General features: G+C 39.2%; 27 protein-coding genes. 19 read left to right on the top strand and 8 right to left on the bottom strand.

Features of this window, described 5'->3' with window-relative positions:
* Positions 1 to 66 precede the first annotated feature (66 nt).
* Entirely contained in the window at positions 67 to 393 is a 327-nt protein-coding gene (locus EWU22_RS04990) for a c-type cytochrome (protein ID WP_109322256.1), read from the top strand.
* A 55-nt stretch (positions 394 to 448) separates the two neighbouring features.
* Here EWU22_RS04990 and EWU22_RS04995 read toward each other — a convergent pair whose 3' ends face one another.
* Both EWU22_RS04995 and yihA read right to left on the bottom strand, forming a co-directional pair.
* Positions 449 to 979 (bottom strand): DUF5606 family protein, encoded by a 531-nt coding sequence (locus EWU22_RS04995; protein ID WP_161566796.1) that lies wholly within the window; start codon positions 977 to 979, stop codon positions 449 to 451.
* 29 nt (positions 980 to 1008) lie between these two features.
* Positions 1009 to 1626 (bottom strand): ribosome biogenesis GTP-binding protein YihA/YsxC, encoded by a 618-nt coding sequence (gene yihA, locus EWU22_RS05000; RefSeq protein ID WP_130924648.1) that lies wholly within the window; start codon positions 1624 to 1626, stop codon positions 1009 to 1011.
* Between the two features lie 164 nt (positions 1627 to 1790).
* Here yihA and EWU22_RS05005 point away from each other — a divergent pair, with 164 nt between their 5' ends.
* Positions 1791 to 1994, top strand: coding sequence for a hypothetical protein (locus EWU22_RS05005; protein WP_130924649.1), 204 nt, complete (start codon positions 1791 to 1793; stop codon positions 1992 to 1994).
* A gap of 434 nt (positions 1995 to 2428) precedes the next feature.
* Positions 2429 to 3460, top strand: coding sequence for a uroporphyrinogen decarboxylase (gene hemE / locus EWU22_RS05010; protein ID WP_109322258.1), 1032 nt, complete (start codon positions 2429 to 2431; stop codon positions 3458 to 3460).
* Positions 3461 to 3656: 196 nt separating this feature from the next.
* On the opposite strand, the gene guaB is transcribed toward hemE, so the two are convergent.
* Entirely contained in the window at positions 3657 to 5126 is a 1470-nt protein-coding gene (gene guaB, locus EWU22_RS05015) for an IMP dehydrogenase (RefSeq protein WP_130924650.1), read from the bottom strand.
* Between the two features lie 98 nt (positions 5127 to 5224).
* Between guaB and EWU22_RS05020 the strand changes: the two genes are divergently transcribed.
* The 14 genes from EWU22_RS05020 to EWU22_RS05085 all read left to right on the top strand — a co-directional run bounded on the left by EWU22_RS05020 (position 5225) and on the right by EWU22_RS05085 (position 17644).
* Entirely contained in the window at positions 5225 to 6226 is a 1002-nt protein-coding gene (locus tag EWU22_RS05020) for an FAD:protein FMN transferase (RefSeq protein ID WP_130924651.1), read from the top strand.
* A 13-nt stretch (positions 6227 to 6239) separates the two neighbouring features.
* Complete coding sequence (locus EWU22_RS05025; protein ID WP_130924652.1) at positions 6240 to 7202, top strand: formylglycine-generating enzyme family protein; 963 nt, start codon at positions 6240 to 6242, stop codon at positions 7200 to 7202.
* 25 nt (positions 7203 to 7227) lie between these two features.
* A complete protein-coding gene (locus tag EWU22_RS05030; protein WP_109322262.1) occupies positions 7228 to 8577 on the top strand; it encodes a Gfo/Idh/MocA family protein in 1350 nt (449 codons plus the stop codon).
* A 65-nt stretch (positions 8578 to 8642) separates the two neighbouring features.
* Positions 8643 to 9011 (top strand): NADH-quinone oxidoreductase subunit A, encoded by a 369-nt coding sequence (locus tag EWU22_RS05035; protein WP_109322263.1) that lies wholly within the window; start codon positions 8643 to 8645, stop codon positions 9009 to 9011.
* A gap of 49 nt (positions 9012 to 9060) precedes the next feature.
* Complete coding sequence (locus EWU22_RS05040) at positions 9061 to 9609, top strand: NADH-quinone oxidoreductase subunit B (protein ID WP_109322264.1); 549 nt, start codon at positions 9061 to 9063, stop codon at positions 9607 to 9609.
* Positions 9610 to 9620: 11 nt separating this feature from the next.
* Positions 9621 to 10130: an NADH-quinone oxidoreductase subunit C gene (locus tag EWU22_RS05045; RefSeq protein WP_109322265.1), complete on the top strand. Its 510-nt coding sequence runs from the start codon at positions 9621 to 9623 to the stop codon at positions 10128 to 10130.
* Positions 10131 to 10151: 21 nt separating this feature from the next.
* Positions 10152 to 11387, top strand: a complete 1236-nt coding sequence (locus tag EWU22_RS05050) for an NADH-quinone oxidoreductase subunit D (RefSeq protein WP_109322266.1) — start codon at positions 10152 to 10154, stop codon at positions 11385 to 11387.
* A 3-nt stretch (positions 11388 to 11390) separates the two neighbouring features.
* Positions 11391 to 11885 carry an NADH-quinone oxidoreductase subunit NuoE family protein gene (locus tag EWU22_RS05055; protein WP_109322267.1) on the top strand — a complete coding sequence of 165 codons (495 nt, stop codon included), beginning with the start codon at positions 11391 to 11393 and terminating at the stop codon, positions 11883 to 11885.
* A gap of 6 nt (positions 11886 to 11891) precedes the next feature.
* Positions 11892 to 13232, top strand: a complete 1341-nt coding sequence (gene nuoF, locus EWU22_RS05060; RefSeq protein WP_130924653.1) for an NADH-quinone oxidoreductase subunit NuoF — start codon at positions 11892 to 11894, stop codon at positions 13230 to 13232.
* A gap of 2 nt (positions 13233 to 13234) precedes the next feature.
* A complete protein-coding gene (locus EWU22_RS05065) occupies positions 13235 to 14395 on the top strand; it encodes a glycosyltransferase (protein WP_130924654.1) in 1161 nt (386 codons plus the stop codon).
* A 40-nt stretch (positions 14396 to 14435) separates the two neighbouring features.
* On the top strand, positions 14436 to 15467 hold the full coding sequence (locus tag EWU22_RS05070) for a 2Fe-2S iron-sulfur cluster-binding protein (RefSeq protein ID WP_130924655.1): 1032 nt from the start codon (positions 14436 to 14438) through the stop codon (positions 15465 to 15467).
* A gap of 5 nt (positions 15468 to 15472) precedes the next feature.
* Positions 15473 to 16597 carry an NADH-quinone oxidoreductase subunit NuoH gene (gene nuoH, locus EWU22_RS05075; RefSeq protein WP_130924656.1) on the top strand — a complete coding sequence of 375 codons (1125 nt, stop codon included), beginning with the start codon at positions 15473 to 15475 and terminating at the stop codon, positions 16595 to 16597.
* A 4-nt stretch (positions 16598 to 16601) separates the two neighbouring features.
* A complete protein-coding gene (locus tag EWU22_RS05080; protein WP_109322272.1) occupies positions 16602 to 17120 on the top strand; it encodes a NuoI/complex I 23 kDa subunit family protein in 519 nt (172 codons plus the stop codon).
* Between the two features lie 8 nt (positions 17121 to 17128).
* Entirely contained in the window at positions 17129 to 17644 is a 516-nt protein-coding gene (locus EWU22_RS05085) for an NADH-quinone oxidoreductase subunit J family protein (RefSeq protein WP_109322273.1), read from the top strand.
* A 69-nt stretch (positions 17645 to 17713) separates the two neighbouring features.
* On the opposite strand, the gene EWU22_RS05090 is transcribed toward EWU22_RS05085, so the two are convergent.
* Together EWU22_RS05090 and EWU22_RS05095 are read right to left on the bottom strand one after the other, a co-directional pair.
* Positions 17714 to 18103 carry an outer membrane protein gene (locus EWU22_RS05090; protein WP_130924657.1) on the bottom strand — a complete coding sequence of 130 codons (390 nt, stop codon included), beginning with the start codon at positions 18101 to 18103 and terminating at the stop codon, positions 17714 to 17716.
* Positions 18104 to 18461: 358 nt separating this feature from the next.
* Positions 18462 to 19136: a hypothetical protein gene (locus EWU22_RS05095; RefSeq protein ID WP_130924658.1), complete on the bottom strand. Its 675-nt coding sequence runs from the start codon at positions 19134 to 19136 to the stop codon at positions 18462 to 18464.
* A gap of 231 nt (positions 19137 to 19367) precedes the next feature.
* Here EWU22_RS05095 and EWU22_RS05100 point away from each other — a divergent pair, with 231 nt between their 5' ends.
* Both EWU22_RS05100 and EWU22_RS05105 read left to right on the top strand, forming a co-directional pair.
* Positions 19368 to 20426 (top strand): sensor histidine kinase, encoded by a 1059-nt coding sequence (locus tag EWU22_RS05100; protein WP_130924659.1) that lies wholly within the window; start codon positions 19368 to 19370, stop codon positions 20424 to 20426.
* 7 nt (positions 20427 to 20433) lie between these two features.
* Positions 20434 to 21180, top strand: coding sequence for a LytR/AlgR family response regulator transcription factor (locus EWU22_RS05105; RefSeq protein WP_130924660.1), 747 nt, complete (start codon positions 20434 to 20436; stop codon positions 21178 to 21180).
* Here the strand turns inward: EWU22_RS05105 and EWU22_RS05110 are convergent, their stop codons facing one another.
* The 3 genes from EWU22_RS05110 to EWU22_RS05120 are packed head-to-tail and all read right to left on the bottom strand — an operon-like array spanning position 21181 to position 24741.
* Positions 21181 to 23190: a TonB-dependent receptor gene (locus EWU22_RS05110; protein ID WP_130924661.1), complete on the bottom strand. Its 2010-nt coding sequence runs from the start codon at positions 23188 to 23190 to the stop codon at positions 21181 to 21183.
* A complete protein-coding gene (locus EWU22_RS05115; protein ID WP_130924662.1) occupies positions 23190 to 23954 on the bottom strand; it encodes a hypothetical protein in 765 nt (254 codons plus the stop codon). Before EWU22_RS05115 ends, EWU22_RS05110 begins: the two co-directional genes overlap by 1 nt.
* A gap of 22 nt (positions 23955 to 23976) precedes the next feature.
* Entirely contained in the window at positions 23977 to 24741 is a 765-nt protein-coding gene (locus tag EWU22_RS05120) for a glycosyltransferase family 2 protein (protein WP_231962731.1), read from the bottom strand.

The following is a 24741-nucleotide window of genomic DNA, read 5'->3' on the forward strand; positions in this document are numbered from 1 at the left end:
CGCAAGAGCATATAGAAAATAACGTATTAATCCCTTATTTTGTGAACAATTAAACATTCAATCAAAATGAAAAAAATATCAAAATTTATTTTGGCTGTAACTTTAGGAACATTTGCATTTGGATTTCAGGCCAATGCGGAAGATTTTCCTGCTGATATTAAGCCATTAATGCAAAAATATACTTGCTTTGCTTGCCATAAGGTAGATGCTCGTTTAGTGGGTCCGGCTTATACGGATGTTGCTAAGAAAAAGTATAGCAATGCAAAAATTGTAGAATTAATTGCGAATCCAAAGCCTGAGAACTGGCCTGGTTACCCACCAATGATGGCATTGAAAAATGTGCCAAAGGCGGATGCCATGAAGATTGCTTCTTGGATCAACTCTTTGAAATAAATAAAAAAATCCCGAATTAATCGGGATTTTTTTATGTCATTATTTGTGAAGCGACTTATTTAGTCGCTTTTGCTTTTTTGGGAGCTTTCGCTGCTTTTTCTTCTGTTGCTTCTTTTACTTCTTTAGCAGCTTTGGGTGCTTTCGCCACTTTTTCCGCTTTCGGTTCTTCGGCGGCTGGAGCTGTTTGGAACATGTCAGGAGTATTAGTTACCAAGATCAAATACCAAGAAAGGATTTTTTTGATATCGGAAGCATAAACTCGATCAGAGTCATAATTGGGAACAATACTTGCTAATAATCCAAATAATTCAGCATCACTTGCCTTTTTAGGTTCAATGTTCAAAGAACCTTGACAAACAGAGTGAATCAATTGAAATAAATCACCTAAAGGCAATGTGCTGTCTTGATGATCGTCTAGATAAAGGGAAATATCCTTTAAAACCGAGATACGTGTTTGACCGCTAACAACAGATTTTTGCTTTAGAGCATCTAATGTTTCTACTATAACCCCAGTACGAGTCGGTTTCAACACTCTAAATAATCCGCTTTTGCCTGATATGTGGGCAATTTCATTTAATAATTCCATGTGTGATGTTTAATTCGGTCGCAAAAATATTAAGATTTCCTTGATTTATAGGGAGATGTGTCAATTAATTCCTGAATACTGGCTAAGATTTCTTCCCTACCTTGATGTTTTTCAGCAGAAGTGATGAACATTTTCGGTAATGCTTCCCAAGATTGCAACAAGAAGTCTTGGTAATGTTTGAAATTGTCATCCACTTGTTTTTGAGATAATTTATCAGCCTTAGTGAACACAAGGTAAAAAGGAATTTGTTCTTCCGCCATTCTTTCCATGAAAGCAATATCCACTGATTGAGGTTTTAAACGTAGATCGACCAATAAGAACAAACAGGTTAGACTTTTACGATTGATTAGGTAATCCAAAATCATTTTTTCGAATTCCTTTCTCTTTTCTTTGCTTACTTGGGCATAACCATAGCCTGGTAAATCCACTAAATACCAGTTGTCGTTAATTAAAAAGTGATTGATTAACTGTGTTTTACCTGGAGTTTGAGAGGTCTTTGCTAATTTTTTATGAAAGGTAATGGAGTTGATCAAAGAAGATTTACCCACATTAGAACGACCAATGAAGGCAAATTCAGGGAATTTGTCCGGTGGACATTTTAAGTAATCGGTATTACTGGTGATGAATTGTGCACTAATTACTTGCATAGGGTAAATATTAAAGGATTACAAAGATACGAGGATATTAGTTATTAGATGTAAGTGATTAGGTATTAGTGGGGTAGAGAGTAGAAAGTAGAATGAAAAATTATTAGAAACTGGTCAACTCTAATCAGGGAAGTACAAACACCGTCGGTCAGCACGAGCGAAAGATGATGAACGCAGCGGTAGACGAGGTTTTGACGCTAGCAAAGGCGATGCGTGTCGGCGTCAAAAATATAGGCGATAGCGGAGTGAATCACGGTTCCGCGCAGCGGAATTCGCCTTTGCTGAACGACAAAAAAGAAGTTTTTTTGTTTCTTTTTTTGAAAAAAAAAGAAAATCCATGTGAATTGATGAAACGAAAAGTATTTTAAACTCTTTTGAATTCATCACTTTTTCTTGAGCTTAACTTTCTTTGGCATTTCTTTTTTTCAAAAAAAAAGAAACAAAAAAAACGGAAGAAATACGGTTAATCCTAAGACGAATTCCGCTGCTCGGAACCGATTGTCACTCCGCATACGGCTTTAATCTTTGAAGCTTAGCTTTAGCCTACGCACGAGGTCAAAGATGCGCCTGCCGCTTCGCTCATGCTGCGTTCCCATCTTTCGTTGGGATTAACCGTTCAATGTAGAATTTAAAATGAACAATGTAGAATTCGAAAATTGATAAACCGGTCAACTTTAATCAGGGAAGTACATTTTAAATTGGTGGTAACAACTCTCAAACAGAAATAAGTTTCTTTTTTCATTTACCATATACCATTCACAATTTATCATTTCTTGACTACCTTTGTGGCTTGAATAAGCATATGGAAGTATTACAAAATGATCGCCTGATTAGGGCAGCAAAAGGATTACCTGTTGATCGAATCCCTGTTTGGGTGATGCGTCAAGCAGGAAGAATTTTACCGGAATACCGAGAAGTAAGAGCTAAAGCAGGTTCGTTCATTGGATTGGCGACACATCCTGAATGGGCAGCCGAAGTGACTATTCAGCCTGTGGATCGTTTCGATGTAGATGCAGCCATCATTTTTTCAGATATTTTGGTAGTTCCAGAAGCCATGGGTCTTCCTTATGTCATGGAAGAGCAAAAAGGACCTCTTTTTCCTCAGGTTATTCGTTCCCAACAGGATGTTGATGCTTTGAAAACAGCAGTTCCCGAGGAGGATTTAGCCTATGTTTTAGATGCTATCAAAATAGTGAAGCGTGATTTGTCAGGTAAAATTCCATTGATTGGTTTTGCAGGAGCGCCATTTACTATCTTCTGCTATATGGTAGAGGGGAAGGGATCTAAAACTTTTTCTCAAGCGAAGAAAATGCTTTATGCGGAACCAGTATTGGCTCATGCATTATTGCAAAAAATTACGGATTCAACTATAGCTTATTTGAAGGCACAAGTGGCTGTAGGAGCCAACCTGATTCAAGTATTTGATTCTTGGGCAGGCATATTGTCGCCAGCACAGTACAGTGCTTTTTCTACTCCTTACCTCAAGCAAATTTGCGATGCTCTAACAGAGGTTCCTGTTACTTTATTTGCTAAAGGAGCATTTTTTGCGAGAGAAGAGATGGCTCAATTAAACTGTGCCACCATAGGATTGGATTGGAATATGGATATTCAAGAATCCAGGCGTTTGGTTGGTTCAAATAGAACCCTTCAAGGTAACTTAGATCCTTGTGCGCTTTATGGAGATTTTAAAACGGTAGAGGCAGAGACTAAGAAGATGATTGATCAATTCGGTACTCAGCGCTACATTGCCAATCTAGGTCATGGGGTTTATCCTGATATTCACCCAGATAAAGTAAAGTGTTTCGTGGATACGGTACATAATTATCCTGTTTAAAACTTATTACAATATTAAAGCTCAAACCAGCTACCCATTGGTGTAGCATATTAGTAATATCAAACAAAAAGCTCAGGGTTTAAACCCTGAGCTTTTTTGATTATCAATTTCTTGGACAATACATCCAAATTCTCATTCGTTTTTGCAACGCTGGCAAGGTTTCAAACCTTGACAGCGTTTAAGCAAAATGGTATTTTTACTTAGCACTATAGTTAGGTGCCTCCTTTGAAATACTAACATCGTGTGGATGACTTTCTTTCACACCTGCAGAAGTGATTTTTACAAATTTAGCTTGTTGCATATCGCTAATAGTTCCTGCTCCACAATAGCCCATTCCGGCTTTCAAACCACCCACCATTTGGTATAAAATTTCTGTCACAGAACCTTTAAATGGTACACGTCCAACGATTCCTTCAGGAACTAATTTTTTGATATCATCTTCCGCATCTTGGAAATAGCGATCCTTTGACCCATCTTCCATCGCTTCTAATGATCCCATTCCACGGTATGATTTGAATTTACGTCCTTCTAAAATAATCATTTCACCTGGCGCCTCATCGGTTCCTGCTAATAATGAGCCAATCATCACCGTGCTAGCACCTCCTGCAATGGCTTTGGCAATATCACCTGAAAAACGAATTCCACCGTCGGCAATTAACGGAACATTGTAAGGTTCTAAGGCCTTAGCTGCTTCATAAACGGCCGTTAATTGTGGCATTCCTACTCCCGCAATGATACGGGTAGTACAAATACTTCCAGGTCCTACACCTACTTTTACGGCATCAGCTCCTGCTTCAGCTAAGGCCTTGGCAGCTTCTCCTGTAGCAATGTTTCCAACAATCACATCTAAAGTTGGGTAAGATGCTTTGACCGTTTTTAAAGCATCAATAACGCCTTTGGAATGTCCGTGTGCTGTATCAATACTAATGACGTCTACACCCACTTGAACTAAAGCTTGTACACGGTCTAATAAATCATGTGTAACTCCTACAGCAGCACCTACACGTAAGCGCCCTAAAGAATCTTTGGATGCTAATGGATGGCTTTTGCGTTTTAAAATATCTTTATAAGTAATTAATCCAATCAATCGGCCATTTTTGTCGATGATGGGTAATTTCTCAATTTTATGCTCTTGTAGTATACTCTCTGCTGCCTCCATGCTGATTCCTTCATTGGCAGTAATCAAGTTTACCTTTGTCATGATTTCATGCACCGGTCTAGCTGTTTCTTTTTGGAAACGTAAATCACGGTTAGTCAAAATACCCACTAAAATTCCTTGAGTATCAATGACTGGAATACCTCCAATTTTGAATTCTTTCATGATGCGCTGAGCATCACCTAAAGTTTGCGTATCATGTAATGTTATTGGATCAATGATCATTCCTGATTCAGAGCGCTTTACTTTACGAACTTGTGCCGCTTGCTGCTGAATAGTCATGTTTTTATGGATGATTCCAATACCTCCTTCTTGTGCTAAGGCAATGGCTAAATCAGCTTCAGTAACTGTATCCATAGCAGCAGAAACAATGGGAATATTCAAACTGATGTTTTTCGTCAGTCGAGTTTGAGTCTTTACATCACGAGGTAAGACTTCAGAATACGCAGGAAGCAATAGTACGTCGTCGTAGGTAAGAGCTTCGAAAAGAAATTTGGATGAATCAAGCATGGCAAATAGTTTGAACGGGAATTGGATTTATCGGATGAAGGCGAACCATACCCTTATTTGCGAGACAAAGTTACAATTTTTTTTGTAATATTTGAAAGATGAACAAAAAATCACTCTTAGTCACGGCCTACGTTATTTGTTGTAGCTTTTTGACTCAAGCCCAATGGATCAAATATCGATTTGAAACAGCCAGAATGGGATCTCCATTTCGCATCATCGTTTCTACTCAAGATTCGGTAGGCTTGTCGAATACAATTAAAAAAGCTCAGACATTGGCAGAAAACTTAGAAATGCAATTGAGCGATTACCAGCCAATTTCAGATTTAAGCCAAGTGAATCAAAGAGCTGGAACTGGTCAGTTTTATCCTATTCAAGAGCCATTTAAGGCTATATTGAAAGAATCTTTGTTGGCATATCAATACAGCCAAGGGAATCTAACCATTTTCATAGGCAAATTAGTGGCTGCCTGGAGAAATGCTAGAAAAACGAAAGAGCTTCCTGCTTCTCATATGCTTCAAGATTGGGTTAAGGCATTGCAATCACCCTGTTTGGAATTTAATGCAGACAGTAGTGCCATTCGATTAACAAATTCAGCTTGCCAATTGGATGTAGGGTCAATAGGTAAGGGCTTTGTGGCTCAAAGGGTATTGGATTTTTTAGTGAAATCAGGATATCCATATGCTTTGGTGGATGCAGGAGGAAAAATTAGTGCCAGCCAAGTGAATCCTCAGGGAGATGCTTGGAAGGTAGGCCTTGAATTGCCAAATTCTAAAAAAATCTCGACTGATTTTTTAGAAATCAAAAATCAGTCAATTGCTAGTTCGGGAAAAACATACCAACAAGTAGAAATTGCGGGGAAAAGTTATTCCCATGTTATCAATCCTAAAACGGGTTTGGGATTGGAACACGCACGATCGGCTACTGCCATTGCTCCTGATGGAGCTCAGGCAGATTGGATAGCAACTGCCGCTACTATCATGGAAATAGAGGATATAAAAATCATGCTTCAGCGATTTCCAAGGGTGCAGGTGCTTGTATGGGAATACCAAAATGGGGAATTGGAAATATTATTGAATCATGGTATCTTGAAAGTCGATTAGAATTAATTTAAGAATGAATAGAAAAATACGTGTAATAGTACTGGCCTTGAGCGTTGGGATTTGTCAAATAGGAATAGGTCAACAATTGAAATCATACCGACAAATCATTCCTAATTCTACCGTGGCTTTTGATATGCAGGCTATTCCTGCGGGTAATTTAGTATTAGGTAGTCCAAGTACAGAGGTTGGGAGGAATACTGATGAAGGGCCGCAACAAAAATTGAGCATGGAAGCATTTTGGATGGGAAAGACCGAAGTGACGTATGATGAATACCAATTGTTTTTTGAAGAGGATCGTGATCCGGCGCCAAAACCAGCCAAGGAAGGGCCAGATGCCATTACACGTCCAAGTCCACCTTACATTGATTTTACATTAGGTATGGGAAAAGTTGGTGGGTTTCCAGCGAACTCCATGCAGCATTTTGCTGCGCTCATGTATTGTAAATGGTTATATGCCAAAACCCAAATATTTTACCGTTTGCCTACGGAGGCAGAATGGGAATATGCTTGTCGAGCTGGTGGAAAAGGAGCTTATTCTTCCCTCAGTGCCAATGAGAAATTAGAAGATTATGCTTGGATTGCTTCCAATTCTGGAGATAAGTATCATTTAGTAGCTCAGAAAAAGCCCAATGCTTGGGGATTACATGATATGATTGGGAATGTGCATGAATGGGTATTGGATCATTATGAACCAGCTTATTCTGCTAATAAGAAAGCTCATCAAGCAATATTCAAAGATAAGTATGCGGATGCAATCGTGAGAGGAGGAAGTTATCGTGATGAGGCTAGCTTGGCCCGAAGTGCCAGTAGGTTGGCGGCGGATCCTGTTTGGAACAGAAGAGATCCTCAAGAACCTAAGAGTAAATGGTGGAATGCGGATGCTCCGTTTGTGGGTTTTCGTATCATGCGACCAGCCAAGCAGCCAAGCCCTGAAGAAGTGCGGGCATTTTTTGATCAGTATTTAAAAGATTATTAACCTTCAAAATATATACCTAATTAACATGAAAAATTCACGTAGAGAATTCATTGTTCAGTCTAGTCTGGGAGCTGGAGCTTTGTTAGCGGCACCGCTAGTGGCTCAGGCTAATCCAGGGGTAAGTTTTAGCCAAAGTTTGGTAGGAGACACCTTAAAAGTAGCTTTAATTGGTTGTGGTGGTCGAGGTACAGGAGCTATCATTCAGGCTTTGAGTACAAAAGAAAATATTCAGTTGGTAGCTATGGCAGATGCCTTTAAAGATCGATTGGATGATTGTTATAAGAGTGTGATGAATTCCCGTGCCAAAGATACTTCGGCTAAAGCTGTGCCCGTGAATCAGAAAGTTAATGTTCCTGAAGATCATAAATTCGTGGGTTTTGATGCCTATAAGCAAGCAATGGCCTTGGCAGATGTGGTGATTTTGACGACTCCTCCAGGTTTTCGTCCCTACCATTTCGAGGAGGCTGTTCGTTTAGGAAAGCAAATTTTCATGGAAAAACCGGTGGCAACTGACCCAGCGGGTATCCAACGTGTTTTGGCAGCAGCTAAAATAGCCAAAGAGAAGAAATTAAACGTGGTAGTGGGTTTACAGCGTCATTATCAAAATTCATACCGTGATTTGATGAAACGTGTGCAGGACGGACAAATCGGCGATGTTGTTTCAGCTTCTTGTTGGTGGAATAATGACGGTGTTTGGGTTAAACCACGTAAGGATGGACAGACCGAGATGGAATACCAAATGAGAAACTGGTATTATTTCAATTGGATTTGTGGCGATCATATTACCGAGCAACATATTCACAATATTGATGTAATCAACTGGGCGAAAAACGGTTATCCTGTTAGAGCAAGAGGAACGGGTGGAAGAGAAGTGAGAAAAGGGAAAGATTATGGTGAAATCTTTGATCACCATATCGTAGAATTTGAATATGCTGATGGAACTATTTTGAATAGCCAATGCCGTCATATTCCTGGTACCTGGACTAAAGTCGACGAACATTTGATTGGAACGAAAGGAAAAGTGCTTTTTGATTCTGCCAAAATTTTGGATTTGAAGGGAAATGTGAATTATGCTTTTGACAAAAAGACAAAAGAGAATAATCCATATCAAACCGAGCATGATGAATTGTGGGCCACAGTAGCAGCGGGAGAATACAAATTTGCGGATGCTGAAAATGGGGCATATTCCACCATGACTTCTATTTTAGGAAGGATGGCTACCTATTCAGGACAGATTATCGAATGGGACAAAGCCATTAACTCTGGGATCAATATTGCACCAAGTCGCTTTGCTTGGGATGCAGATATGCCCTTGAAGCCAGATGCGAATGGTTTGTACCCAGTAGCAGTGCCAGGAAAAACCAAGTATTTTTAATAAAATAATCTTCAAAATTAGATTTTAGTGAGTAAATTGCCGCTTCAAATTTAGCGAAGTACAAGATGAACTATCAACCTCAAGATTTTTTACCCATTTTCGTTCAATTAGCAGCGGCATTGGCTTTTATCGTATTGGTCATGGTCTTGACACATGCTTTAGGTCCCAAACGCCATTCTGCGAAAAAGGATGATTCTTTTGAGTGCGGTATTGAGTCCATTGGAGATGCCCGTACACCGATTTCGGTGAAGTACTTCTTGGTTGCCATATTGTTCGTTTTGTTTGATTTGGAGATTGTATTTATGTACCCTTGGGCAGTGAATTTTAAGCAATTAGCATGGAATGGATTTTATGAAATGATCGTATTCATGGGCTTATTATTAGCTGGATTTATCTACGTAATTAAAAAAGGTATTTTAACCTGGGAAAAATAAACATTTAGCTTTTTGCTGGGTTTATTTTTAATAGAAAAGAAGATTATATATGAGTGATGCAAAAATTAATATCGTAGAAGCGCCGGCAGGTTTAGAGGGTCAGGGATTTTTTGCTACCAGTTTAGATTCATTAGTAGGGATGGCTAGAGCGAATTCGCTCTGGCCTTTGCCTTTTGCTACATCTTGCTGCGGTATTGAATTCATGTCTACTATGGCTTCTCACTATGACATTGGTCGTTTTGGTGCAGAGCGTTTGAGTTTTTCTGCGCGACAAGCTGACGTGTTGATGGTGATGGGAACGATAGCTAAGAAAATGGCTCCTGTGGTAAAACAAGTGTATTTGCAAATGGCAGAACCTCGTTGGGTTTTATCGGTTGGAGCTTGTGCTTGTTCTGGAGGTATTTTTGATACTTACTCGGTATTACAGGGGATTGACCGTATTATTCCGGTTGACGTATACGTACCAGGTTGTCCTCCTCGTCCAGAGCAAATTTTAGATGGTTTTATGCAAATCCAAGAGTTAGCAAAAAATGAGTCTATTCGTCGTAGAAACCAACCAGAGTATAAAGCTTTGTTGGAATCATATGGTATTGAATAAGTAAATCGAGCATGGAAAACGTGAGTAATCAACAAATTATAGATGCCTTGCAAGGGCAATTCGGTGAGGAAGCCATTTATGGAATCGCTGAATCCCATGGAATCTTACAAGTAACTACAGAAGTAGAACACATCGTTCCGATGCTTCATTTTCTTTATCAACATCCGGTATTGAAGTTTCAGTTTTTGACAGATTTGGCGGGAATTCATTTTCCTGAGGCAAAAGGACAAGAATTGGGGGTTATATACCATTTGCACAGCTTAGAGAATAACGTGCGTTTGTGGATCAAGATTTATGTGCCGATTGAAAAACCGGAAGTTCCTACCGTGACAGGCTTATTTGCTACTGCCAACTGGATGGAGCGTGAAGCCTTTGATTTTTACGGCATTATTTTTGAAGGTCACCCGAATTTGATTCGTATTTTGAACGTAGAGGATATGGATTACCATCCGATGCGCAAGGAATATCCATTGGAGGATGCCACCCGTCACGATAAAATAGATGAATTATTTGGTAGATAATCTACCTTCAACGAGCGAAACATGTCTGAAGTAGCATTAGTAAATAACCCCAACGTAGGTCTAGATAAGACGCCTAAAAGCGGACCTTATGTAAACGAGTTGACAACCCTAAATTTAGGGCCTACCCACCCAGCCACTCACGGTATTTTTCAAAATATCTTGACGATGGATGGGGAAACAATCGTGGATGCCGAACAAACGGTGGGATATATTCACCGTGCATTTGAAAAAATTGCAGAACGTCGTCCATTCTATCAAATAACGACCTTAACAGACCGCATGAATTACTGTTCAGCACCTATCAATAATATGGGCTGGCACATGACGGTAGAGAAATTATTAGGAATCGAAGTTCCTAAGCGCGCGCAATACATTCGTGTCATCATGATGGAATTGGCTCGTTTAGCAGATCATATTATTTGTAACTCCATTTTGGCCGTAGATACGGGAGCCTTGACTGGTTTCTTGTATGTATACCAATGGAGAGAGTTTATTTATGAGATTTACGAGGAGCTTTGCGGAGCTCGTTTAACGACAAACATGGGTCGTTTTGGTGGTATGGAAAGGGATTTGAGCCCAGTTGCCATTGAGAAAATCAAAAAAATATTGGCGGAGTTGCCAGCTGCTTTGAAGGAATTCGAGAGTATGGTGGTTCGCAATCGTATCTTCATGGATCGTACTCAAAACGTGGGTGCTATTTCAGCGGAACGTGCGTTAAACTATGGTTTTACAGGCCCTAATTTACGTGCTGCGGGTGTGGATTATGACGTTCGTTCATTGAATCCTTACTCGTCGTATGAAGATTTTGATTTTGAAATTCCTGTAGGAACTAAAGGTGATACCTACGATCGTTTCTTAGTACGTGAAGAGGAAATGTGGCAGAGTTTACGCATCATTCAGCAGGCAATGGATAATTTGCCAGAAGGACCTTACCATGCAGATGCACCGCATTATTATTTGCCTCCCAAGCAAGAGGTTTACCGTAACATGGAAGCATTGATTTACCATTTCAAAATTGTGATGGGAGAAATTGATGCACCTGTTGGAGAGGTTTATCATTCTGTAGAGGGTGGTAATGGAGAATTGGGATTCTATTTGGTTTCGGATGGAGGACGTACCCCATATCGTTTGAAGTTCCGTAGACCTGGATATATATATTACCAAGCATTCCCAGAGATGATTAAAGGTTCGACTTTATCTGATGCCATTGTGACGATGTCATCGATGAACGTGATTGCAGGTGAGTTAGATACATAATACATGGAAGGTAAGAATAACATCGTTTTCCCAGCAGAAACGCTGGAATTAGTGAAAAAAATCATTGCTCGTTACCCAGAAGGGAAACAGAAATCAGCACTTTTGCCCATTTTGCATTTGGCACAAGCTGAGTGGAGATGGTGTAGTCCAGAAGTGATGGATTATGTGGCTTCTTTGTTGTCCATCAAACCTATTGAGGTGTACGAAGTGGCAAGTTTTTATACCATGTTTCATTTGGAACCAGTAGGAGAACATGTCATTGAGTATTGTCGCACAGGTCCTTGTTGCCTAATGGGTGGTGTAGAAGTATATGACCACTTGAAAAAGCGTTTAGGTGTTGAGACCGGTGGAACATCGGCCGATGGAAAGTTTACTGTAAAAGAAGTAGAGTGTTTGGCAGCTTGTGGCTGGGGACCTGTATTTCAGATTCGCGAGAAGTTTTACATGCACTTGACGAAGGAGAAGGTAGATCAAATCATTGATGAATTAGGAAAATAAGCGAGGATGAAGATATTAACCGAACATATTGAGGTACCAGGAATAGAAACGATCGATGTATTTCGTAAGCATGGTGGGTACCAAGCGGTAGAAAAAGCATTGAAAAAAATGACTCCTGATGAAGTTACTGAAGAAGTAAAAAAATCAGGATTGCGTGGTCGTGGTGGGGCAGGATTCCCCGTGGGAATGAAGTGGTCATTTTTGGCTAAACCAGAGGGTGTCCCTCGTTATTTAGTTTGTAATGCCGATGAATCAGAGCCAGGTACTTTCAAAGATCATTATTTGATGTGGAAATCTCCTCATACCTTGATTGAAGGTATGATCGTTTCCAGTTTTGCTTTGGGAGCTAATACATCTTATATCTACGTTCGTGGAGAGTTGATGTATGTGATTCATATTTTAGAAAAAGCCATCCAAGAAGCCTATGATAAAGGTTTATTGGGTAAAAATATTTTAGGCTCAGGCTATGATTTGGACTTGTATGTTCAGTCGGGAGGCGGTGCTTATATTTGCGGTGAGGAAACAGCCTTATTGGAGTCTTTGGAAGGGAAACGTGGTAATCCTCGTAATAAGCCTCCATTTCCAGCAGTAAAAGGATTGTGGCAATGCCCAACCGTGGTAAACAATGTAGAGTCTATTGCAGCAACTTCATGGATTGTGAACAACGGTGGTGATGCTTATGCACAGATTGGGGTAGGAAGAAGCACAGGGACTAAATTGATTTCGGCATCAGGACATATCCGCAAGCCAGGAGTATATGAAATTCCATTGGGAATTACGGTGGAGGATTTTATCTATTCAGATGAATGGTGCGGTGGTATTCGTGATGGACATAAGTTAAAGGCTGTAGTTGCTGGAGGTTCTTCAGTGCCTATTTTACCAGCAGAAATGATCTTAACGACAGCAACTGGTGAGAAGCGATTAATGACGTATGAGTCATTGTCTGACGGTGGTTTTGCTACAGGAACGATGTTAGGTTCAGGAGGATTTATTGTGATGGATGAAACGACTTGTATCGTTCATAATACATTGACCTTTGCTCGTTTTTATCATCATGAGTCTTGTGGACAATGTTCGCCATGTAGAGAAGGTACGGGTTGGATGGATAAAGTGATTAAGCGTATTGAATTAGGCCAAGGCCGAAAAGAAGATATTGATTTGTTAGTAGATGTTGCTAAGAAAATTGAAGGAAATACGATTTGTCCATTGGGAGATGCGGCCGCTTGGCCAGTATCTGCCGCGATTCGTCATTTTAGAGATGAGTTTGAATGGCATATTGAACATCCTGAATTAGCGACACAACCTGGAGCTGTTTATATGCGACCAGGAGCTAGCTGGTCTAATTAAAGATGGGGGCCAAAATTCTTTTTGTTGGGCATGACGCTAACCGTGCGGGAGCACAATTGGTTCTATTGCATTGGCTTAAGGAAAATGCGGCAAATGGCCATAAGGGTTATTTATTATTAGAAAAAGGAGGGGATTTATTAGCGACTTACCGGAAATATGCGGAAGTCTGGATTTGGAGGAGAGAGCACAATAAGTCGAGAAATATATTTAAAAAAATACCTTTTCTCAAAAGAGAGGAAAGTTCACCAGATCGGGAACCCAATAAAGCTGAAATCCAAGCCATGTTGAGCGATTTTCGCCAGCAAAAGTTTGATTTAATTTTAGGAAATACGGTAGCATCTTTATCCTTGATGCAACAGCTGACTTCCTTAAAAATAGCTTTTGGCGCTTATGTCCATGAATTGAAATTTTCTTGCGAGACGTATGCCTCGGAAAAAGATATGCAGTTTTTGGCGCAAAAAGTGAAGCATGTATATGCTGTTTCAGAGCAAGTGAAAGTATTGTTGAAGGAGAAATATGAGATTCCCTTTGAGAAATTGGATCTACTTCCTCCGGTAGCTGAATTGGCAAAAGCCAAATCTAGTTCATCTGAGCAGGTAAGAGAACAATTGAATATCCCAGCTTCTAGCCCTTTGGTCTTGGGTTGCGGATTAGCCGAATGGAGAAAAGGAACGGATGTCTTTATCCGTGTAGCTAGACAAGTGATTCGCTTAAAACCCGAAGTTCATTTTGTTTGGTTAGGCATGGGAGATAATCTGTATTCAGCGGAACTCATAGAGGAAAAAGAGAAATGGGATATCAGTGCACAAGTGCATTTAATTCCTGCCAAAGCAGATACTAGAGCCTATTTTGAGGCTATGGATTTGTTTTTCTTGTCTTCTCGGGAGGATCCATTTCCTTTGGTAATGTTAGAAGCTGGCCACCAAGGTAAACCTGTGTTAGGGTTTAAGGAAAGTGGAGGCATTGCAGACTTCACACAGGGACTAGAGGGTTTATTGGTAGATTATATGGATGAAGGTCAAATGGCGGATTTAATTGTACATTGGCTGAATACCTCGGAAATAGATCGATCAACGATAGGTGAAAAATTGAAAATTAGATCAACCCAATATACCGTAAAAGCCTTTATGGAGCGGTGGGCTGAATTAGAAAAAGATCTTTAATTGAACATGGATCAAGGGTCAAAACCCTTAAAAATAAAAAATGAAAGTAACAATTGATAACATCACTTTAGAGGTAGAACCAGGTACTACCATCATGCAGGCAGCAAGGATGATTGGTCCGGAGATTGCTCCGCCTGCTATGTGTTACTATGAACCTTTGAAAGGAACGGGTGGGAAATGCCGTGGTTGCTTAGTGAAAGTAACTGCTGGTTCTGAAAAAGACCCTCGTCCTATGCCTAAATTAGTTCCTTCTTGTATCACTACGGTTCAAGATGGGATGATCGTTGAAAATACCATCAATGAGCAGGTATTGGAAACGAGAAAAGGTATTGTGGAGTTTTTATTGTTAAATCACCCCTTGGATTGCCCAGTTTGTGATCAAGCAGGAGAATGTCATTTACAGGATTTCTCCTTTGAGCATGGCGTTTCAGCTACGCGTACTGTTGAAGATAGAAATACCTTTGATCCGGTAGATTTAGGCCCTTACATTAAACTAAACATGAATCGTTGTATTCTATGTTACCGTTGTGTATATGCCGCTGATCAGTTGACCGAAGGCCGTGTTCATGGTGTTATGCACCGTGGTGACCACGCCGAAATTAGTACCTACATTGAGAAAGCAATTGATAATGATTTCTCTGGTAATGTAATTGACGTTTGTCCAGTAGGAGCATTAACTGATAGAACCTACCGATTCAAAAGCCGTGTTTGGTTCTCTAAACCAGAAGATGCGCATTGCGACTGTGACAAATGCTCTGGAAATGTGACTTTATGGTATCGTGGAGATGAAGTTATCCGAGTAACTGGACGTAAAAATGAATGGGGCGAAGTGAAAGAATTCATTTGCAATACTTGTCGTTTTGAGCGTAAGAAGACATCGGATTGGGTGATTGAAGGACCAACCAAAATAGCCCGTCATTCGGTTATTTCAGCCAATAAATATGGAGCTAATTTGATTCAACCTTCCTTTCCAATCAAGCAAGCAGCTTTGGAATATAAGTTGATTGACGATGATCGTGATCGTAGTTTTTTACCTGCTAGAAAGAGTCTTCCCAGTTCAGAAAAGAAATAATAATTATGGAATTACTTAATACCGTTTTTATAGCAAAAGCCATCATCGTAGGAGTCGTATTTGCGATTACACTAGGGGTTGCTGCTTATTCAACTTATTTTGAACGAAAGATTGCGGCGTTCATGCAGGACCGTATTGGTCCAGATCGTGCAGGTCCATTTGGTATATTGCAGCCATTGGCAGATGCTGTGAAAATGTTCATGAAAGAGGATTTTATTCCTGCCAATTCCAATAAATGGTTGTTCATAGCTGGACCATGCTTGTCTATGTTGACGGCATTGATGACTTCAGCAGTTGTTCCTTTTGGTGACTCAGTGACTATTGGAGGGGCTACATTTGATTTACAAGGTATTGATGTGAACATCGGTATTTTGTGGGTATTCGGGATTGTATCCTTGGGTGTTTATGGCATCATGATTGGTGGTTGGGCATCTAACAATAAATTTGCTCTTTTAGGAGCTATTCGTGCGGCTTCTCAAAACATTTCGTATGAATTGGCGATGGGTATGGCCATCATCACCATTTTGATGATCACGGGTTCCTTGTCCACAAAAGAGATTGTAGAAGTGCAACAAAACGGACATTGGAATATATTCTATCAGCCTTTGGGATTCATTATTTTCATTATTTGTGCTTTTGCTGAATGTAATCGTACACCATTTGATTTACCAGAATGTGAGACAGAGTTAATTGGTGGTTACCACACGGAGTATTCTTCCATGAAGTTGGGTTTTTACCTATTTGCTGAATACATCAATATGTTTATTTCGGGTGCGGTAATGGCTACTTTATATTTTGGTGGTTATGATTATCCAGGCGTTGAATTTGTTACCCAACAATTTGGTAGTAATGTAGCTAGCTTTGTAGGTGTAGGAGCTTTGATAGGTAAATCATTAGGCTTTGTATTCGTATTCATGTGGGTACGTTGGACCATCCCAAGATTCCGTTATGACCAATTGATGAATTTAGGTTGGACGGGTTTAATTCCTTTGGCCATGTATAATGTGGTTGTCACTGGATTCGGCATTTTGATTGGTAAACCATTCATGGTTTCTATTGCAGGATTGGTACTTTTAATCGCGGCATTGTTCGTGTATGATCAACTATTAGTTAAGAAAAAAATCGCTTAGGTATATGAAATTAAGCAATAAAACCAAGGTGTTGGAGCAAGGGGAAATGACCCTAGCTGAGCGCATGTACTTACCTGCCATTGTAGGTGGTATGGCCACTACCTTAAAACACTTCTTTTCGAAGCCCGTTACCATTCGTTATCCTGAGCAAACAAGGTATTTAGGTCCAGTTTATCGTGGCCAACATATTTTGAAGCGTGATGAGGCTGGAGCAGAGCGTTGTACAGCCTGTGGACTTTGTGCGGTAGCATGTCCAGCGGAAGCTATTTCCATGGTGGCGGAAGAAAGAAAAGCAGGAGAGGAAACGATGTACCGTGAAGAGAAATATGCGAAGGTTTATGAAATCAACATGTTACGTTGTATTTTCTGTGGATTATGTGAAGAAGCTTGCCCTAAAGAGGCTATATTTTTGCAGCACGATAAAATGGTGCCTGTATTCCACCAACGTGATGAAGTGATTTGGGGTAAGGATAAATTAGTTGAAAAAATGGATCATCGCTATTTGCGCGATGGTTGGAAATAAATTGATGTATGGAGATTTCTAATATTTGGTACTTTTTATCGGCCTTGACTTTATTGAGTGCTCTGATGGTGATTATTTCTAAAAATCCCATTCACAGTGTCTTGTATTTGGTATTTACTTTTTTCTGTATTTCAGCGCATTATGTGTTGTTGAATGCACAGTTTTTGATGGCGGTAAACATCATCGTTTATGCTGGAGCAATTATGGTATTGTTCTTGTTTGTGATCATGATGTTTGATCTAAAGAAAAACATACCTGAATCAAAGAGTTCATTAACCAAATTGGCGGGCTCTGTGGTAGCAGGAACTCTATTAGTCATACTTATTGCGATTATTCGTAAAAATACGATTCCTGCGCCGGCTGTAGAGAAGTTTAATTCCCAAACTGGTATGGTGGAAAACCTAGGCCAAGTTCTTTATGGAGAGTTTTTATTACCTTTTGAATTGGTATCTATCTTGTTCTTTGTGGCGATGGTAGGTGCGGTTTTATTAGGTAAAAGAGAAGCTGGAGAAAGAAATTTCTAAAAATATTCTTATTTGTAAATGGGCTGATAGGGATTCTATCAGCCTTTTTTTGTTTAAGCCAATTCAATTTTAATCTTCACCTCCAAATCTAAAATTTAGGCCAAAATTGATGGATATTCCTCCTAAATTGGGGCCATGTGCATTATATAATGTTATATTAGATGCTTCCACTAACAGGGATATTTTTTCGATAACCTTAGCTTCAAGTCCAATACCAGTACTATAGCCCAACATATTGGCAATTTCTGTTTGAGTGACAGAAGAATAAGAATGTATAGGTGTTTTTATTTCACTGACGGCATAGCCTAGTCCAATGAAAATGTAGGGGTTGATGGGCATGGTCACCGGTTGTAAAAACGTATGGATGAATCGACCGCCCATAATAGTAGTTTTTAGATTTTGATCGTTTTCAATGGGACCAGCAAAAGCTTCTACTTGTGAACCTGGGGATACTTTCATCCGGAAAGCGATTCCTTGACATAAGGTGGAGTAACGATAGCCAATCGTATGTTTGGGAAGTTTATTGTATTCTTGACTAAAGGAGTGGAATTAATTCAATAAACAAAAGAACATTCCTATTGCACCAATTTTTACAAGTGCTCTCATGATTTCAAGTAATTATATTGAATAATGTATAAATACCTTAGTGGTTACACCTATGAAATACAGATTACTTGTTGCTAATGTATATACAAATGAATGGAATTCTATGAGTTCAACGAGTATATTACCGTTAAATCAACTGTTGTTTAGAGTGACCTAAAAATAAAAAGGCGAACCAATTGGTTCGCCTTTTCCGTATTACAGAGAGCAGATATTATTTCTTACTAATCTTTTGATTAAAGAATCCCACTTTTAAACCAATCTGACCTGAAAGTCCCGAAAGCTCAGGTAGTTCATCATTTCCTACGGCTAAACGATAATTAGCCCCAGCGAATAAACGAATGTATTTGTGGACATTTAATTCCGCATTGATACCTGGTTGTATACCAAAGGCATTACGACCATTTCTCCAATAAAAATTATCAAATCGTCCACCTGGGCCAGGCATACTTGCCAAAATAGCATCGTCTTGATAACGAATAACTCCAATCATCAAGGGGAAACTTAGGTGAACTAATTTATTGGCATTGGGTGTATAAGCTAATGATAAAGCAGAGAAATTTTGTCTCAAATCATTGGAATAAATTTCATTTCTGTGGCGCATACTACCTAAAAAGCTTGCACCAATTTCCCATTTATTGTTAAGATGCAAGGCTAAAATTCCACCTTGCTGAGGACCTAATTGTCCAAATTGAACTATTGGAGCAAAAGATAAACCAAAACTTTTGATTTTGGGAGAAACTCCTCCTTTAAACAAAGTTTTGGTTTCTGATGCATCTTTGCTTTCTTTTCTATCTTGGGCTGATAGTGTAGTTTGAGCAAAGCTACTTGTTGATATAAACACGGATAAGCAGCATATTAAAAAGGGGCGGATTGAATAAAGTTTCATAACATGGTGGTTTGAATTGACAGAACGAAAATAGAAAGCAATTTTGATCTATATTTTTATATTCGATTAGCCTAGATGAAAGGAGGATATATACCCCTATTTTGTCGATAAGAATGGAAATATTTAATGGAAGTCGAAATTTGCTCATTCGTCGATGCATTTTGCTGAGTAGAAGAGTGGATTTCTAATTTGATACAGATTGGCTAGCTTTGTAAGGATTATATAGCGATTATGTGGAAAGCTTTATTACAACCTAAATCTCAGCGCACTTTTAAGATACTCTTCAACCTTATTTTATGGGGCTTGTGGATCGGTTTACCTTTATTAAGTCCTGTACATCAGTCGCACTCCAACGATCACCCTCATCCACATCAAAACCCTGAGTTTACTGAGCATATTTGGCTTGAGATTTGCACCGTAGTTCCTCTGTTCTATACCATCACCTTAGTGCTAATTCCTATTGTATTCCGCCAAGGAGGAGTTTTATCTTACATTGTTTCCGTTATTTTATTGGTAGTTTCCTTTTGGTTCATCCAGTATTTTGTGATGGCTTATGTATTGCCATTTGATGAAAGAGCCTTAGAATGGCCCACATTGAAGGGCTTTTTCCCCTTAATCATGATTACGGGAATCGCTTCCACCTATGGTTTGTTGCTCGAATTTATCACGATTGAAGCCAGAAATGAGGAATCAAAAAATGAGCAAATGAAATCGGAATTATCCTTTCTGCGTTCACAAATTTCACCGCATTTTATCTTCAATGTACTGAACAGTATTGTGTATTTGATTCGTACCAAAGCGGATAAGCAAGCGGAAGATGTTACCATTCGTTTATCGAATTTAATGCGTTATATGCTGTATGATTCGGATCAATCCATGATTCCATTAAATAAGGAATTAGAATATTTGAAGAATTACATTGATTTGCAAAAAATGCGTTTTGATGATGATGTAAAAATTGAATTTGAAGTTATTGGCAAAGTAAATAATTGCATCATTGAACCTATGTTATTAATTCCATTTGTAGAAAATGCTTTTAAGCATGGGGTAGGATTTGTAATAGATCCCGTTATCAAAATCAGCTTTGGGATAGAAGATGGTATTTTAGATTTTAAAGTAGAGAATAAAAAAGGGGACAGAGATCCCAATGTCAAAGATGAGAGCTCCGGTATTGGATTAAAAAATGTTATCCGACGTTTGGAATTACTATATCAAAATAGACATGTGTTGAAAATTGAGGATTTAGATAAGGACTTTAAAGTTGGACTAAGATTGAAATTGCATAAATAATAGGCATATGGACAAATTGAATTGTATTGTTGTCGATGACGAAAACATGGGCAGAAAGTTATTGGAAGAGAACGTAAGACAGTTACCTTTCTTACACTTGGTGGCATCTTGCAAGAATGCTTTCGAGGCAATGGAGGTTTTACAGACTCAAACAGTCGATTTAATTTTTCTGGATATTCAAATGCCAGGTATGTTAGGGACTCAGTTTTTACAAACCTTGAAGGAAAAGCCTTTGACCATCCTGGTTACAGCCTATGATCATTATGCCGTAGAAAGCTATGAATTGGACGTGGTGGATTATTTGATGAAGCCTGTGAGCATTGAGCGATTTAGTTTAGCTGCACATAAGGCATTGGAGTTATTTCAACATAAGAAAAGCAAATTGGAAGCTGGACCTAAGGCTGTCAATCAAGAAATACAAGCCCAAGAAGATTTCTTTTTTGTGAATGTAGAATATGCTTTAGTGCGTATTTCTATCCCTCAAATTACACATATAGAAGGTTTAAAAGACTATGTTAAAATCTATTTAGAAGGGGAGAAAAGACCAATCTTGACGAAATTGACCATGAAGTCCATAGAAGCGAAAGTGACGAATCATCTATTTATGCGGGTGCACAAGTCATTCATCGTGAACATGAGAAAAATTGAGTCCATCAAACAGCAACGAATCAAAATAGGTACATTTGAAATACCTGTGAGTGATTCACATGCAAGTGAATTAATGGAAAAGTTGAATTTTACTCGACCGTCTTAATTAAAAGAAGCTCAATTTTAGTCCTCCCGAGAAGTTTCTTCCAGGAGAAGCATTATAATATCTGGCTCCAACAGCATTTAAGTCTGGTCCTGCACTGTATTTTTCGTCGCCAATATTATCTGCGGCAAGCCATAATTCCCAGGAATATTTTGCCCCATTTTTTCTGTAAGATATTTTACTATTCCAAACCCTGCTAGACGGAAGAACGTCTGTATTGGCATCATTTAGGTATAAATAGTCTGTCATCAAGAATTGCTGATTCCAGCTCAATCCAGGTAATAATTTCCATGAAAGAAGAAGGGATTGCTGGAATGGACTTGTTCCTGTTAAGAAATTCCCATTAAAGCTTTTTCCTGAGTTGCTATAATCGGTGAACCTGAAATTTTGCCAAGTTGTGGCAGATAATACTTGAAGGAAAGGTGTAGCCGTCCATTGTAAACTCAATTCCATTCCTTGCTGGGTTGTTTTTCCTACATTATCATAGAAGTCGGCTCCATCAGCTGCTCGGCGCAAGACAATGGTTTCATCCAAATTGAATTGGTATAGACTTAGGTCCCAAGTCAATTGGGTAGCTGGACTCCATCCACGATAACTAAGTTCATAATTCCAGCCTTTTTCAGCTCGTAACGAACGGTTTATGACATTGGTAGAGGGTCTGATTTCTGCAATGCTTGGGGGAGAAAAACCATGGGCTATTTTAGCGACAATATTCTGATTGGCACCTATTCTTCTAATGATAGCTAATCTTGGTGAAAAGATTCCTTCGCTGGATTGGAATTCTGTCCAAAGCTTATTGTAGCTACCAGCCAAAGTAAATGCCCAATTTTTGATGCCGTCATATTCTAATTGAGTGAAAATACCCCCTTGTTGCACACGGGTATTTTGTTCAAATTGTAAGGTGTCTTTCACCCCTTTTCGGTTGCCATAGGTCCGACTATCAAATTGTCCTATTTGAAATTCATATCCTAAATCCCAAGTAAATTGTCCTTTTCCAGCGGCTTGTTTATAATGTATCACACCTCGATTATTCAGGTTCGGTTCTTCTCTGAACTCATAGTTTCGAATGGTGGGGTTTTCAATGCTATTTACTTGAACGGCATGTATAGCATCCCAAGCCCAATTGGCATTCCAAGCATTGGATACATGAGCGCCTACAAAATAACTCTTCAACTTAAACGTAGCCATTTGCTCGATAGCACCTTTATTTATACCGGCAGCAGGACGAGCTTGAATAGGGTTTTCCTGATATTGTTTCAAGGTTAAACCTCCTGGAGTCTGATAAGCTAAATCTCCATAATAAGCAATTAAGTTAATGGCTCCAGTGGTACCAAAGCTTTTATTCCATTCATAAGAGAACCATTGTTTTTTCATTGCCGACTGATCACGGTATCCGTTTTGTTGCCAAAATGAGGTGTAAAATCGGTGAGAGCTGCTTGGTTTTCCCAAATGGATATCCCAAGATTGTTTGTATCCTCCCAAAGAATGAAAAAGTTCTTGATGCTGTACCGAGGGGGCTTGATAAGCCTGACTAGAAAGTAATAATACCCCACCAGTACCAGCGCCATAAAGACCTCCACTTGGGCCTTTAGAAACAACTAATTGTTGAAATTGCTCTGGATCTAGTAAAGAAAAATAGGAGTTATTTCCAGCATCCGTGAAGGACATTTGATTCCAATAGATTTTAACATTTCGGACTCCAAAAGGAGCACGCAGTGAGCTACCGCGGATGGCTAAACGATAACTTCCTGGTGAGCGTTCTTCCATTCGAATACCTGCTTGCGAGTTTAAAGCAGGTAAAAAACTTAATGCATTTCCTACTTGCAGTTTGCTAGAATCTAATAAAACGATTGCATCCGGTGAACGAAGAGGATTTCGTTTCTTTTCAAAGGCTTGAACTTCTACGTTGGCTAATGTTTTATTTGAAAATTCATCTTTGGTTTGTGACCAAGCTAGCGTAGGGATAAGTAGCAAAATACAAATCCTATTGAAAAATGTAATGAGTAATTTCATTAAAAATAGTAAGTAAGGTAGGCAGAAAGAAAATGGACTTTCGACGCAGGAATCGATTTAGAATTGGGATTCGAGGACGAGCCCAAGTTAAGTAATTCATACATGAAAGTTGCCCCGATTTGTTGGCGTTTATATTCTAATTTTCCCTTGAAAGAGAAGTCATTTTCACTACTTAAGGTCTGAAAAGGTACACCCACGTAGCGCCCAAACAAGGTTACTTCGCGGATGATGGGTTCAAATACTTGTGCTGATAAGGCAAAGTCGTTTTTACCTGGAATTTTTAATCCAAATCCTGCTGTAATGCCATGCAAGCTATATTTCTCCTCTTCTATGTATTTGTAACTTGGCGTGGAAATTCTTCTCGCTAAAGATTTACTATAAAAACTCACCATAGGATAGAAAAAAGGATCTGTTTTTTTGGCTTTATGTTGCCATTTTAATCCTAATTCAGCCTCACCGCCTCGATAGGCAGATTCCAAATCATTTAAATTAGCTGGGGCATTTTGCGGTTCAATAAAACTGTAGTTGGCTAGGTCAACAGGCGAATAATGGGTATTCCCGTAAGTTTTTAAACGTAGGAAAAATAGTTTATTCGCATTAGGCTTTTGAAAAGTGATTTGGGTGGAGAAATCAATGGTTTGTTGGTTTTCATACCACATAATATGGCTAGTACCTACACTGGTCTCTAATTTGAACTTTTGTCCCCAACTAATTTGTGAGGATGAAAGTAAAAATAGTAGTAGTAAGTAGCTTAGTCTTTTCATATTCCTGTAAAATTAAAAAAGATTACCAGTATTTACCTCTTTTTTGCCAGCTAAAAACAAAGCCTCTTAGAATGATAATCAAGTGGTTAAAGCAAGTTGTAAAAAAACCGAAATGTTTGCTCAATATTTGAAAGCGTTCTTTCCAGCTTGTTTTTAAATTTTTGACGGAAGCCCCACCCATTAAATAGCGACAAATGGGATATTGGGTCTTTTGGATTTGGTGAGCCAATTTCAAGCAATTGATCTCCCAATCTATGTCGGAGCTCATGCGATAATCCATAGAAAAGTTGGGTGCTAATTCTCGCCTAGCAATAAATGCTTGATGGCAAACCACCATACCTTTGTTGAAGTCCTTCCACGTTAATTGCTCAGGCAGTGCATGTGGACTAACTTCAGAACGCAAGCCAATTGCCTTACCTGAAGGATTAACAAATATGGCATCACCATATAATACGTCGGGGTTATTGTGCAAATCTTTCAAGATTTGTCGAAGCGTATCTGGACCTGCAAAAGTGTCACCAGCATTTAAAAAATAAATGTATTTTCCTGTAGCTAAGGCCATTCCTTTGTTCATTGCATCATAAATCCCTTTGTCGGGCTCTGAAACGATATGAGCAATCTGTTTTACGTAGGTTTGTACCAATTCTAAGGTCCGATCACGCGAGCCGCCATCCATGATGATAACTTCAAAATCTTGCTCATCCTGTGAAAAAATACTCCGTAGCGTATTTTCAATAAAGGCTTCAGCTTGGTATGTGACCGTGATGATACTGAGAAGTTTCGACAT

Origin of the sequence: Aquirufa nivalisilvae, assembly GCF_004307455.1 — a bacterium.
GTDB lineage: Bacteria > Bacteroidota > Bacteroidia > Cytophagales > Spirosomataceae > Aquirufa > Aquirufa nivalisilvae.